At 59.9% G+C, this 12,566-nt stretch carries 11 protein-coding genes; 8 read left to right on the top strand and 3 right to left on the bottom strand.

Annotated elements, in window-relative coordinates; translation table 11 throughout:
- The first annotated feature begins 1 nt into the window (after nucleotide 1).
- Complete coding sequence (locus AC3RLQ_RS29350; RefSeq protein WP_493032306.1) at nucleotides 2–790, top strand: alpha/beta hydrolase; 789 nt, start codon at nucleotides 2–4, stop codon at nucleotides 788–790.
- 2 nt (nucleotides 791–792) lie between these two features.
- Here AC3RLQ_RS29350 and AC3RLQ_RS29345 read toward each other — a convergent pair whose 3' ends face one another.
- Both AC3RLQ_RS29345 and AC3RLQ_RS29340 read right to left on the bottom strand, forming a co-directional pair.
- Nucleotides 793–2,568 (bottom strand): hypothetical protein, encoded by a 1,776-nt coding sequence (locus tag AC3RLQ_RS29345; protein ID WP_493032304.1) that lies wholly within the window; start codon nucleotides 2,566–2,568, stop codon nucleotides 793–795.
- 51 nt (nucleotides 2,569–2,619) lie between these two features.
- Nucleotides 2,620–3,558 (bottom strand): polymer-forming cytoskeletal protein, encoded by a 939-nt coding sequence (locus AC3RLQ_RS29340; RefSeq protein WP_493032302.1) that lies wholly within the window; start codon nucleotides 3,556–3,558, stop codon nucleotides 2,620–2,622.
- A 176-nt stretch (nucleotides 3,559–3,734) separates the two neighbouring features.
- On the opposite strand from AC3RLQ_RS29340, the gene metX reads away from it, so the two are divergent.
- The 6 genes from metX to AC3RLQ_RS29310 all read left to right on the top strand — a co-directional run bounded on the left by metX (nucleotide 3,735) and on the right by AC3RLQ_RS29310 (nucleotide 10,324).
- Nucleotides 3,735–4,940 carry a homoserine O-acetyltransferase MetX gene (gene metX / locus AC3RLQ_RS29335; protein ID WP_493032301.1) on the top strand — a complete coding sequence of 402 codons (1,206 nt, stop codon included), beginning with the start codon at nucleotides 3,735–3,737 and terminating at the stop codon, nucleotides 4,938–4,940.
- A gap of 11 nt (nucleotides 4,941–4,951) precedes the next feature.
- A complete protein-coding gene (locus tag AC3RLQ_RS29330; protein ID WP_493032299.1) occupies nucleotides 4,952–5,728 on the top strand; it encodes an MBL fold metallo-hydrolase in 777 nt (258 codons plus the stop codon).
- 33 nt (nucleotides 5,729–5,761) lie between these two features.
- Entirely contained in the window at nucleotides 5,762–7,333 is a 1,572-nt protein-coding gene (locus tag AC3RLQ_RS29325; protein WP_493032297.1) for a TIGR03790 family protein, read from the top strand.
- Nucleotides 7,334–7,431: 98 nt separating this feature from the next.
- Nucleotides 7,432–8,844 carry an outer membrane protein assembly factor BamB family protein gene (locus AC3RLQ_RS29320; RefSeq protein ID WP_493032295.1) on the top strand — a complete coding sequence of 471 codons (1,413 nt, stop codon included), beginning with the start codon at nucleotides 7,432–7,434 and terminating at the stop codon, nucleotides 8,842–8,844.
- On the top strand, nucleotides 8,844–9,491 hold the full coding sequence (locus AC3RLQ_RS29315; protein WP_493032293.1) for a 3-keto-alpha-glucoside-1,2-lyase-like domain-containing protein: 648 nt from the start codon (nucleotides 8,844–8,846) through the stop codon (nucleotides 9,489–9,491). The genes AC3RLQ_RS29320 and AC3RLQ_RS29315 overlap by 1 nt, the downstream gene beginning before the upstream one ends.
- A 53-nt stretch (nucleotides 9,492–9,544) precedes the next feature.
- A complete protein-coding gene (locus AC3RLQ_RS29310; protein ID WP_493032291.1) occupies nucleotides 9,545–10,324 on the top strand; it encodes a cyclic nucleotide-binding domain-containing protein in 780 nt (259 codons plus the stop codon).
- On the opposite strand, the gene AC3RLQ_RS29305 is transcribed toward AC3RLQ_RS29310, so the two are convergent.
- Nucleotides 10,302–11,702 carry an enolase C-terminal domain-like protein gene (locus tag AC3RLQ_RS29305; protein ID WP_493032289.1) on the bottom strand — a complete coding sequence of 467 codons (1,401 nt, stop codon included), beginning with the start codon at nucleotides 11,700–11,702 and terminating at the stop codon, nucleotides 10,302–10,304. The two genes, AC3RLQ_RS29310 and AC3RLQ_RS29305, sit on opposite strands and share 23 nt — an antisense overlap.
- A 105-nt stretch (nucleotides 11,703–11,807) precedes the next feature.
- Between AC3RLQ_RS29305 and AC3RLQ_RS29300 the strand changes: the two genes are divergently transcribed.
- On the top strand, nucleotides 11,808–12,566 hold the full coding sequence (locus AC3RLQ_RS29300) for an amidohydrolase family protein (RefSeq protein WP_493032287.1): 759 nt from the start codon (nucleotides 11,808–11,810) through the stop codon (nucleotides 12,564–12,566).

Here is a 12,566-nt window from a genome sequence, read left to right as displayed (position 1 = left end):
AATGAGCTTCCGCACCTTTGAATCAGCCCACATCGGCAACGGCATTCATCACGCCACGGTGAAGTCAGCCGCACTGAGCCGTCGTGCAGACATCAGCTTCTATGTGCCACCTGAGGTGAAGGCAGAAAAGCTTCCTCTCGTGATCCTGCTGCACGGCGTTTACGGCAGCCACTGGGCCTGGCTCTACAAAGGCGGAGCACATTTGGTGCTCGACCGACTGATCAAAGAAGAAAACCTGCCGCCGATGATGCTTGCCATGCCATCAGACGGCCTGTGGGGCGATGGCTCGGGCTATGTGCGGCATGCTGCGGCCGATTACGCGAGTTGGATTGTGGATGAAGTGCCACTCGCAGCCGCTGAAATCGATTCACGCTGCGTCGAAACCCCACGCTTCATCAGCGGCTTGTCCATGGGCGGCTATGGCGCGTTGCGGCTCGGCCTGCTGCATCCGAAAAAATTTACGGCCATCAGTGCGCACAGCAGCATCACCGACGTGCCGCCGCAGATGCGGGACTTTGTGGAGGAGACCCTGGCAGAATTTGAACTGGCCGAAACCGAGCCTCTCGCGGTCATTGATTGCGCCAAACTGAACTCACGCCTGCCGCATTTGCGTTTCGACTGCGGCAGCGAAGATGTCTTGATCGAGCACAACCGCACGCTGCACCGCGATCTGGAAGCCGCAGGCATTCCTCATTTATATGAGGAGTATCCCGGCGGCCACACATGGGAGTACTGGCATGAGCATCTGGCGGACACGCTGCGGTTTTTCAAAACGTGCCTCCCCTCGTAGGGTCACTTCTTCACCGACCTCGCCTTGTCTGTATAAAACACCATCGGCAGGCTCAGATGCTCCTTATCGCCCACCGTCTGCCCGACGAGCGGAATGAGGTTCTTGAAAGGAAACTCAGGGCTGGGGGCAAAATCGCGGTCAAAGGCGAGCATGGGGCCACGCACGATGAGGTCACGCCATTCGGCATAGGGACCGGTGTAGATGTCGGTGATGCGCTCGACTTTGGCTGAGACAGGCGTCATGACGAAACCGGCCAGCTTCACCCCACGCGCCTCCGCCTTTGATTTCATGACTTCGTAGTCGCCACGCTGCGTGCACAGATCCACACAAGGCACGTCCCCATACCAGGCGATGAATGCAGGCGAATCTGAGATGACGAACTCATGCTTCTCCATGAGTTGTTGCAGAATGGAAACACGCTCCGGCAGGAAGGGCGGCCAGTGGGGCGGAATTTTCCCGCCCATGGTCAGGCCAAACTTCATCAACACAGGCAGATTCACCGCCAGTGGCAGCGCGGTGATGAGCAAGGCCACCAGCGGCGCACCCCAGCGTGCCATGAAGTCGCCGGACATGTGAAAGCGGGACCACAGCACCACGAGCATCGCCGCACCGAAGGTGCACATGGCGGGCATCAGCACGATGTAGAGCGCATTGTCATCCTTCTCCTTGTCGGCCAGCCCCAGGAGTCCCATGCCGATGGTCACGCAGGCGAAAGCGACCGCCAGCGTCCAGCGCGCGGAAGCGGCATCCGCCTTGCGGAAGCGGTGCATGAGGGAAAGGAAAAACAGCAGGGCGGGCACGACGTAACCCAGATGCGCCACGAGCAGCCCCAGCTGATCCTGCCAGCCAAGCCCGAGACGCCGCAGCAGATCATCCACCTGCAGCAGCGGCACGCTGGGGGAAAAGTCACGCAGCAGCAAATCATGCGCCACGGCAGAAGATTGCGCCTGAAACAAGGCCTTGATGCCGCCGAGCGGATCTCCACAGAGCTGAACGTTCCACCAGCCCCAGGCGGCCAGTGTCAGCACCGGAAGGAAGGCCACCACAATGGCCCCGGCCTTGCCGCGCGGAAGAAACACCACCATGCCAATGATGATTCCCGTCACAATCCAAAGAGCCATCCAGTGCGTGAGCACCATCAGCGAACAAACAATTCCCAGCAGCGTCAGCGGCACAAACATGCCGCGATTTTCCACCGCACGTCCCGCCGCCGAAGCATACAGTCGAAACGCCAGCGCAAACAGCAGCACCAGCAGCCCCCTTGGCGCACCGCTGACCATCAGCTCCCACACCGGCTCGCACACCAGCAGCGCGATGGCAGCAATGGCTGCCACTTGTTCGTCAAACAAACGACGCGCCGCGCCGTGCGTGAAGAAAATCGTCAGCAAATACCACGTCACGCCGAAACACGCGATCACCCGGTCCAGCATAAAGATCGCCCCGCCGGTGACTGGATCATAAACCTCCCAGCGCTTCAGGAAACGAAACGCCACCGACCACAGCAGGGGCTGAAGCGGCGGCTGCACGGTCTCGGGCATCGCCAGGGGAGTCGGCTGCTTCTGCGCCGCCTCCATCTGCGACCAGGCGTACGGCTCGATCACGTGCGTCTGATACGAGCCCGTCCGGGCGATCTGCCGCGCGAGCTGCGCCTGATTCATACCCTCAGCACTACTCAGGCCGCGAAACGTCACAAACACATGCAGCAGCGCTATGACGATGGCGGCGGCATAAAACACCAGTCGAAGCAGAGCGCCGGGGCCGGAGGAGTTGGGAGACATGGCCGTTACATGCCACAGACGGGCCCTGCGTGCCAATACCGATCTCGCATCTCACTGATGCGGCTCGAAAATCACCCCGCCGCACTGGCGCTGCCCGTCCGCGCCCGCACAGCGCCAGTACCAGCGCACCGCAGGCTTCACAAACGAACCTAGCTTGCCTTCCAGAATGCGGAACTGCCCCAGCAGCTCGCCGCCATCCAGCACCTGGAGCGAACGCGCCGCCACAGTGCCTGACAAGGTGCCACCCTTTTCCAAAATGACGGGGCCTTCACACACAAAATCCCCCGAAGCATGGCCCGCGACGATGATCGAACGCGCCCGCACCTCCTGCAAAAACGTCACTTCACAGCCGGCGCTCACTGCAAGGCGATCACAGACAATGCTGTCTGCGATCAGTCCGTCCATGTCGATCGTCCTTGAAGGCAGCTCCAAAGACTCCTGCTCGATGCGCTGCAGCTTTTTCATGCAGATCGGGCAGGAAGGCGTGGCGAAGTCGCCCGCCGTGGTGACGACGAAGAGAAAATCACTTTTTTCAGCCGGCAGAGCCCTCACCGCAGCATCCAGCGCCACCGCATCCACTGCTTCGATGCGCAATTCCTGCGCCGTGCTCAGCGCCGCCGGGCTGAAACCCGCAGGTGCAATCAAAATGCCGCGGGTATCGCGGGAGGTGCGCAGCTCCTGTGCAAAACGCTGCACCGACTCAGGCGTGGCCCCCCATTCATTCCATGGGGCGGTTTTCACGATCGCCCGCCGCGCTTTCACCGATCTGGGTTCCTCGATCATGCCAAACAGCACTGCGCCATCCGGCATGATGCGTGAGCCCGAAAGTTCGCAGCCAGCCTGCGCCGCAATTGAACGCGCCAGCTCCGAAAGGCGCGCCCAGTCCAGGCATGCGATCAACTCCGGCGACCAGCCGGCCAGCCGGTCCACACCGCCACTCCGCCGCAGGGAGAAACCTGCTTCTTCGAGAGTGACAAACGGATCAAGCATGGGGGAGGACTGGAGTCTGGCAGCCGGGTTTCAGGTAATAAACGACCGTATTAATGCAGATTCAAGGCGGGCACCAGCCAACCATGGTTCAAACCATCCGGCAATCGGGCATCCAACACCCGGCGGCAAGCAATCCGCCTTGCCGCTTCTCCAAAACCCTGTTTCTTCCGCGCCTCATGTCAAAGGCCGTCAAAACAGAAGAAACCAAGTTTTTCCACACCGGTAGCGCCAAGGAACCCTTCATGTTCGCCTGTGGCGCGCAATTGCCTGAAATCACGGTCGCCTACGAAACCTACGGCAAGCTCAACGCCTCCAAATCGAACGCCATTCTCCTGTTTCACGCCCTTTCCGGCAGCCAGCATGCGGCAGGCGTTACCACCGAAGTGCCAAACACGGATGAGCGCTGGACGGAGGACTGCCACAACGGCTGGTGGGATCTGTTCATCGGCCCCGACAAGGCGCTCGACACCAAGCGCTACTTCATCATTTGCGCGAACTACCTCGGCGGCTGCTACGGCAGCAGCGGACCGGCTTCAATCGACCCCGCTACCGGCAAGCCCTACGGCAGCGCCTTTCCCGAGGTGCGCACCAGTGATGTCGTCAAATCCCAGCTGGCCCTGCTCGACGGCCTCGGCATCAAAACACTCCACGCCGTCATGGGCGCCTCCGTCGGCGGACTGCTCGCGATCAATCTCGCCACCCTGCATCCTGAGCGCGTCAAACTCGTCGTCCCCATCGCCAGCGGCTGCCGCACCACGGTGCTCACACGCCTCACTCTGTTCGAGCAGGTGCTAGCCATCGAGAACGATCCCCACTTTCAAGGCGGCGACTTTTATGAGGGCAAGGCACCCGAGTATGGCCTCGCGCTCGCACGCATGATCAGCCACAAGACCTTTGTGCATCTCGATGCCATTGAGCGCCGTGCGCGGAAGGATGTGAAGCACGGCGGCGACACGCTTTCGTGGTATCGCGTTCAGCACAACGTGGAGAGCTACATGCTGCATCAGGGCAAGAAATTCGTGAAACGCTTCGATGCCAACACCTACCTCCGCATCGCCGACATGTGGCTGCGCTACGATCCGCTCGGGGATGCAGGAGTGACAACGTATGCCGAGCTCTTCGCCCGCAGTGCCGCTGCAGGGCAGCACTACCTCGTCTTCAGCATCGACAGCGATTTCTGCTTCTACCCCGAGGAGCAGGCGGAACTCGTGAGCCACCTCGAAAAAGCCGAGGTCTCCAACATGCACATCACCGTGCATTCGGACAAAGGCCACGATTCCTTCCTTCTCGAACCCCAGCTCTACACCCCGCATCTCTCGTTCACCCTTGATGGCCGCTGGAACAAAGGCTCGGTGGATCGTCCGGTGCAGGAGGTCGAATAAATCCCATGTCCATGCAACTCACATTCCTCGGCACCGGCACCTCCGTCGGCATTCCGGTGATTGGTTGTGACTGCGACGTGTGCCGCAGCACCGACCCCAAGGACAAGCGGCTGCGCAGCTCCATTTACATCCACACGCCCGAGGCGGCATGGGTGGTGGACACGGGGCCTGATTTCCGCATGCAGTGCCTGCGCGAAAACATCCGCAGCCTGGATGCCGCGATCTTCACGCATCCGCACATGGACCACCTCACCGGCTTCGATGATCTGCGTCGCTTCACCACCGAGGCGGATCATTTCCTCCCGATTTACGGCACACCGGAGTGCCTTGCCGTGCTGGAGCGCATGTTCATCTACGCCTTCAATGGAGAGAACCGGTACCGCGGCTACTTGAAGCCGTTCCCGAAACCGATTCATGGCCCCTTTCATCTGGGCGAAACCACGATCACCCCCCTGCCCGTGCAGCATGGCAAGGTGGACACGATCGGTTTTCTCTTCTCACGCGGTGGCAAAAAACTCTGCGCCTACATCCCGGACTGCAAAACGCTGCTGCCCCATTCTCTCGAATTGCTGAAAGGGGTCGATACACTCATCATCGACGCCCTGCGCCACACGCCGCACCCCACGCACATGAGTTTTGAAGAAAGCCTGGCCGTGCAGCGCGAACTCCAGCCGCGCCAGACTTGGTTCACCCACATCCAGTGTGAGATCATGCACTCGGTGGAAGACCCCAAACTTCCATCCGGTGTGAACATCGCTTACGATGGACTTAAACTGGAGTGGACTTGAATGATGCCTGGGATTCCAATCCTGAATCAGAAGATGCGCGTCAGAGCTGCGAGAGCCTTCATTCGTCATTTCTGCCTCTTCCTCCTGGCCTCCGCCTTCTCAGTCCACGCCCAGCTCATCGCCGATTGGGATGCCGCTGCTGAGACCGCTGTCATCTTCAATCCAGATTTTCCCGGCTCCGCTGAACTGGCCGCCTACTATGCCGAACAGCGCCACATCCCCAAGGAGCGCGTCATCGGCCTGCGCTGCTCGCAGGAGGACGCCATCTCACGCGGTGAGTTCGAAGCCCAGCTGCGCGGCCCCTTGCTTCAGCTCTTTGAATCCAGGCACTGGTGGAACGCAGCCCCGCCCACCCCCGGCAAGCCGCTCACCGGAGACGGCATCACCACCACCCCGTCCAGCAAGGTGCGCGTGCTGGTGCTCATGCGCGGCATCCCCTTTCAAATCCGACGTGCAGCGCAAAAGCCCAAACAATCCGAGGAGGACGAGGCCAGCGTCGACTCCGAACTTGCGGTGCTCGGACTCAACAATCCGCCGGTCAAAGGCGGCCTGCGCAATCCCTACTTCGACCAGCAGACGCGTTTCCCCCATGCTCAAAACTCGCTTGGCCTCCTGATCGTTGGCCGGCTCGATGGACCCGATGCCCCCACCGTAAAACGCATGATCGATGACGCGATCTATGCCGAGCAAACTGGCCTGCTTGGCCGTGCCGTCATTGACCTCGCTCAGAAAACCGGTGCCTATCAGGAAGGTGAGGACTGGCTCAAGAACAGCGCCGAATCTTATCGCCGCGCCGGCATTCCCGTGTTCATCGACCGTTCCGCTGACGTGCTGCGCGATGGCTGGCCTCTGCCAGACACCATTTTCTACTTCGGCTGGTACACGGATCACATCGTCGGCGCGCTGGCCTCTCCCGCCTTCCGTTTCAAACGGGGGGCCATCGCCTGCCATCTGCATTCGTTCAGCGCCAGCATCATTCGCTCGCATGACAAAGCCTGGGCAGGCCCGCTGCTCTCGCACGGAGCCGCCGTCACTTTTGGCAATGTGTTTGAGCCCTACCTCGCGCTCACGCTGCACTTTGACATCTTCAACAAGCGCCTCCTCGAAGGCTTCACCGTCGGCGAGGCCGCATGGAATGCCACACCGGCGCTGTCGTGGATGAACGTCGTCCTGGGTGATCCTTTGTACCGCCCCTTTGGCAAAGGCATCGGAGCCAAGCTCGGCGAAGGATCCGACCGTGACTACGCACTCTATCAAGGCATGGCGCTGCGTCTGGCGGGAGAGCCTGATGGGCACATCAAAACCGCCCTCACGGAGTTCGCCGAGAAACGCCAAAGACCTCGCCTCCTCGAACTCACAGCCCTGCTCTCCGCCCTGCAGTCCAAACTCCCTCAGGCCATCGACCTGCTCGAACACGCCGAATCCACTACTCAAGATGCTGCCGAGCTGCTGCGTTTGAGATTGTACCGTGCCGAAATGCTCCGCCGCAGTGAAAAAGCCGATGCCGCGCGCAAGCTGCTGCGCGAGACACTTGGTGACGCCCGTTTCAAAGATCAACCCTCCCGAACCACCGCCGAGTCCCTGCTTAAGGACATGGGCGGATGAAAAACTGCTGCCAGATAGAATGCAGCGAAAGTGGCACTCTGTGCTAAAACCCGGGGCCCATTGCCCGTTTGAAGTTAGCCGCTCATTCACAACCATCCATGAAGATCACCACCACCGCTCTGTTCTTACTTTGCCTGACCCTCGGGGCCAGCGCTGAAATCCGCATCTGGAAGGACGCCTCAGGTGCCCACGAAATCAAAGCCGAACTCGTCAGTGTCGCCGGCGGAAAAGTCACCCTGAAGCGTGAAAACGGCACCTTGCTCACTCTGGCGGTCGCCTCTCTCAGCAAAGCAGATCAGGCTCTCCTCGGTGGAGGTGCCTCCAGCAGCGCTGGCGGCGCTCCAGGGGACTGGCCGCAGTGGCGCGGCCCGGGCCGTGACGATGTCTCCAAGGAAACGGGGCTGCTCAAAAAGTGGCCTGCAGGTGGCCCGAAGCGGCTGTGGGTGAACGAAGAAGCCGGGCTCGGCTATTCCGGTTTTGCCGTCGTCGGCGGCAAACTTTACACCATGGGCTTGTACGATGCTGAGGAAAAGCTCATCTGCATCGACACCGCCACCGGCAAGAAGCTCTGGGAAACCGCCGTCGGCCCCATTTTGAAAAACGGCTGGGGAGATGGACCACGTGCCACCCCATCAGTCGCCAACGGCATGGTCTATGCCACAGGTGGCAATGGTGACATCATTTGTGCCGATGCTGCATCCGGCAAAAAAATCTGGGAAAAAAGCCTCCAAAAAGATCTCGGCGGCAAACTTCAGGGCTGGGGCTACACCGAATCTCCGCTGGTGGACGGTGATCTCGTCATTGTGACTCCAGGCGGCTCCAAAGGCGCTGTCGCCGCCTTGGATCCCAAGACCGGCAAAGTCGCATGGCAGACCACCGACGTGACAGAGAATGCCCAATATTCCTCTGTCATTCCCATCACCCAGGGCGGTGAACGCGAATACGTGCAGCTGCTCATGAACAGCATCCTCGGCATCTCCAAAACGGGCAAGGTGCTGTGGAAGACCGAATTCCCCGGCAAAACCGCCGTGATTCCAACCCCCATCTACAGCGACGGCCAGGTGTATGTGGCTGCTGGTTATGGCGTCGGTTGCAAGTCGGTCAAAATCGACGGCAGCAACGTCACCGAATTGTATTCCAACACCAACATGGTCAATCACCATGGCGGCGTGATTCTCATCGACGGCCTGCTCTACGGCCACTCAGACAAGGGCGGCTGGACCTGCCAGGATTTCAAAACCGGTGACATCGTCTGGCAGGACAAGGGCATCGGCAAAGGCGCGGTGACCAGCGCGGACGGCAAGCTCTACTGCCTCAGTGAAAACGACGGCACAGTCGCCTTGGTCGAGGTATCCAAAAAGGGCTGGCAGGAAATCAGCAATTTCAAACTCGAAGCCACCTCCTCTCAGCGTAATCCCAAGGGCAAGATCTGGACGCATCCAGTCATCAGCAACGGCAAGCTTTACCTGCGTGACCAGGAGTTCATCTCCTGCTACGATGTGAAAGGCTGATGCACAGTTTCATCAAATCTCTCGGAGGCAGGGCCGCATGGCTCTGCCTCTTTTTTGTGCTCACTCAATGCGGTCCGGGGCCCCGCAGCCAGTGGAAGCTGCTCTCTGAGGAGTTTGCACCTGCTTGGAAAGCCTCAGGCATGGCCGAAGAAGGCAAAGTTTTGATCCACGACGGCGAGATCACCTTGCAACCCGGCCAGCCAATGACCGGCGCACGTTTTGATGCGTGGAGGTCCGCTGGCCTGCCCGTTATGCGTTATGCCATCGAATACGAAGCCATGCGTGTGGAAGGGAACGACTTCTTCGGCACCGTCACCTTCCCGGTCAATGATGCTCATGTCTCGCTCGTCCTCGGCGGCTGGGGTGGTACGCTCGTCGGCATCTCCAGTATCGATGACATGGACGCCAGCGAGAACAGCACCCACGGCAACGGCTACTTTAAAAACAACCGCTGGCACAAGGTGCGCATCGAGGTGCGCGATGACGAACTGCGGGCCTGGATCAATGACAAGCTATTCGTCAATACCAGCACCAAAGGCCACAGGCTCGGCCTGCGCACCGGTGACATTGAAAAATGCGTCCCCTTCGGATTCGCCAGCTATGATACCCAGTCGCGCATTCGCGGCGTGCTGATTCGGCGACTCTAAACTATCCGACCTGAGGCTTGACCTTGCAGGGCCACCCCATATCCTCCGCAATCATGGCAACCGAGCACTTTCAACGAGGTCAGGTCATTTTTCGTGAAAACGACAAATCGAAGGAGGCCTACTTCATCGTTAGTGGGCTGGTCGAGATCTCCATCAACACCGCTCACGGGGTCCAGTCACTCGCCCAGATCGGCCCGGGTGAAATCTTCGGTGAGATGGGCATGATCATGGACCGCCCGCGCTCCGCCACCGCCACCGCGCTGGAAAACACCACACTTGAGACCATTGCTGAAGAAGAGTTTGAACAGCAGATCATCCAGCGCTCCGACCGCCTGCATGTGTATCTCGCCACGTTGTTTGAGCGCATCCGCAGGACCGATCTGCTGCTGACCACCACAACGAATGCCACCGTGCCACTGGTGACCAAACCCAAACCAGCCAAGGAACCTGTCTTCCGCGTGAAGATCCGTTCGCATTACGATGAAACCGGTTTCGATCATCCTCCGGTGGAAAAAACGATCACCAAGCTCCCCTTCCGCATCGGTCGCACTTACTTTGACACCGCAGTGTCATCCCTTGCCCGCAACGATATCTCCATTGAAGAACATCATCCGTATCAGCTCTCGCGCAATCATTGCGAGATCGATTTCGAGCACGGTCATTTCGTCCTGCGTGATCGCGGCAGCAAGCTCGGCTCATGGGTGAATGGCGAACATGTCAGCGTTGATGCGGGCTGCATCACCAGCCTGCTGAAAACCGGCGAAAACAAAATCATCTTCGGCAACGCCGACAGCCCGCACCGCTATACGATCACGATTGAGGAGCTGCCGTAAGCGCGCGCTTCACTTCATCCGCACGATAGCCAAATCCTGGGCCGCTAAGCGTGCTCAGGTCCACGATGCCATTGCGCCGCTGGAACAGACCCGGGTGAATCTCCTGCTCAGGAAGTGAAGCATCGGGGTAGAACTGCATCGCATTGCACTCCACGCCCTGAATCGTTCCAGCATGGGCGGCCAGCCGCACGTGCGGAATCATCGCCAGCATCGGGTTCGTCAGATCCTGAACCATCAGCGGCATGCCATGCGCCTTGGCCCAGCAAAGGCTCAGCAGCGCGCCCGTCTGGGTTTTGCAGGTCTTCAAGGCCACACCGGACCAGCCGAGGCGGCGCCCCAGGCGCACAAACTCCCAGTCATGCGCGCTTTCGTCCAGGAACAACGGCTTGCGCGCCGAGACGCTGCGCACGTCGATTTGATGCGCTTCAAGATCGTATGGGAAAGGCTGCTCCACATACAAGGTGCGGGCAAAAATTTCCGGTTCATCACGCAGCAACCGGTCAAGGATGTCATTCACATACCCAGGCTCCTTGACGGTGCAGTTGAAGTCAGCGCTGAGCCATTTGACCCCACCGGCGAAACCAATCCGGCCGATGCGCTGCATGCGCTCAAAATCCCAGGCCGCATCAGTGCCGCGCAGCTTCACTTTGAGGCATTTCAAACCGTCGCGTTTGATCCAGTCTGCCAGCAGCAGCGGATGCTCGTCTTTCGGCTCCGTGCCGTTCAAATCCGCTGCCTCCAGCGCATCCACACCGCCCACGAGATGCCAGACCGGCAGTTGCTTCGGCGCATCCATGACAAGGTAGTCCTGCGGGTAGCGTCCCTTGAAGTCAATGCCGCTGCCCACTTCCGGCGTGATGAACGCAGACAAATCCCGGCTCATGAACTCCGCATTGTACGTGGAGTAGATGTCACGGTTGTGCAGCACGCCATACGCATCATGCACCGCGATGTCGAAGGCGCTGAACGCCACGAGCGAGCCGAGGTAGGGCATCTCATCCCCGCCTGCAGCTGCGTTGGCCTCCTTCAAGGTCGCTGCCAGCGGGCCGTGCATGAAGTCCTGGCCAATCTCCATCGGATGGCCGGTAAAGCCGCTCTCCACGAGGCGCTTGGCCAGCAGTGTGGAAAAATCCTGCATCCGCTGCGCACGCACCGCCACGCTCAGGCTGCTAGGCCAGACCCATGACACGCTGAGTGGAGTCTCTCCCCAGCCCTGCGCCGTTTTGCCACTGCGGTCGGCCACCGTTACACGCACCCGCAGGCAGACGGCGCTGGTCACGGTCTCCGGGCCAAACTTCAGCGGCACACGCATCGTGACGGGCAGAAAGAAAACTTCGGCGGCGGTGACTCGGATGTCAGTGGGTTTGGTGGTGGGCATGAGTTCAAAATGAAGCGCCTCGGCAAGCTCGCAAAGAAAACATTGCCGTGGCGATGGGCTTCCGCTTCATTCTTCCGCATGCGCATTTGGGATCTGCACTGCCACATGTCCGGAGTCCCCGGTCTCACCCCGGAGGAACGCCTCAAGGCGCTGCTCGTTTATGCCGACCGCATGGGTATCGAGCGGCTATGCGTTTACATGGGGTTGAAATGGTCTCAGGACCCCTCCCCCGCCGATCTAGTGCAGCAGAACAATGAAGTGCTGCGCGCCATCGCAAAGTTCCCCGATCGCGCCTTTGGCTTTGTCTATCTCAGCGCCAAGCACCCCCAGGAAAGTCTCGCCGAACTGGAACGCTGCGTGGCCAACGGCCCGATGGTGGGCGTGAAGCTTTGGGTGGCGGAAAGATGCAACGTGGCCGCCATCGATTCGATCATCCGCCGCGCCGCTGAACTGAAAGCCGTCATTTTCCAGCACACCTGGTTCAAAACCACCGCCAATTATCCAGGTGAATCGACACCGGACGAACTCGTCGCGCTGGCAAAACGTTTTCCAGATGTGCCCATCATCTGCGGCCACACCGGCGGCACCTGGGAGCTGGGCATTCGCGCCATTCGCGCCCAAACCAATCTCTATGCCGATCTCGCCGGCTCAGATCCTACCGCAGGCTTCACGGAGATGGCGGTGCGTGAGCTCGGCGCTGAGCGCGTCATCTACGGCAGCGACTGCGGTGGCCGCAGCTTCGCCAGCCAGCTGGCGAAAGTCCACGGCGCGCAGATCAGCGATGCCGACAAACAAAAGATCTTCTGCGACAACCTGCGCAACCTCATGCTGCCCATCCTGCGGGCCAAAGGTATCAAGGCGTGA

The organism is Prosthecobacter sp. GW821-HT29F12 (assembly GCF_058803405.1).
Note: the sequence above shows the minus strand (reverse complement) of the source record. Positions and strands in the feature narration are given on the sequence as shown.

What these genes read in the sequence shown, in the direction of transcription:
- AC3RLQ_RS29320 (WP_493032295.1), top strand. Translation starts at nt 7,432, where the DNA reads ATGAAGATCACCACCACCGCTCTGTTCTTACTTTGCCTGACCCTCGGG.
- AC3RLQ_RS29345 (WP_493032304.1), bottom strand. Translation starts at nt 2,568, where the DNA reads ATGTCTCCCAACTCCTCCGGCCCCGGCGCTCTGCTTCGACTGGTGTTT.
- AC3RLQ_RS29315 (WP_493032293.1), top strand. Translation starts at nt 8,844, where the DNA reads ATGCACAGTTTCATCAAATCTCTCGGAGGCAGGGCCGCATGGCTCTGC.
- AC3RLQ_RS29330 (WP_493032299.1), top strand. Translation starts at nt 4,952, where the DNA reads ATGCAACTCACATTCCTCGGCACCGGCACCTCCGTCGGCATTCCGGTG.
- AC3RLQ_RS29310 (WP_493032291.1), top strand. Translation starts at nt 9,545, where the DNA reads ATGGCAACCGAGCACTTTCAACGAGGTCAGGTCATTTTTCGTGAAAAC.
- metX (WP_493032301.1), top strand. Translation starts at nt 3,735, where the DNA reads ATGTCAAAGGCCGTCAAAACAGAAGAAACCAAGTTTTTCCACACCGGT.
- AC3RLQ_RS29300 (WP_493032287.1), top strand. Translation starts at nt 11,808, where the DNA reads ATGTCCGGAGTCCCCGGTCTCACCCCGGAGGAACGCCTCAAGGCGCTG.
- AC3RLQ_RS29340 (WP_493032302.1), bottom strand. Translation starts at nt 3,558, where the DNA reads ATGCTTGATCCGTTTGTCACTCTCGAAGAAGCAGGTTTCTCCCTGCGG.
- AC3RLQ_RS29305 (WP_493032289.1), bottom strand. Translation starts at nt 11,702, where the DNA reads ATGCCCACCACCAAACCCACTGACATCCGAGTCACCGCCGCCGAAGTT.
- AC3RLQ_RS29325 (WP_493032297.1), top strand. Translation starts at nt 5,762, where the DNA reads ATGCGCGTCAGAGCTGCGAGAGCCTTCATTCGTCATTTCTGCCTCTTC.
- AC3RLQ_RS29350 (WP_493032306.1), top strand. Translation starts at nt 2, where the DNA reads ATGAGCTTCCGCACCTTTGAATCAGCCCACATCGGCAACGGCATTCAT.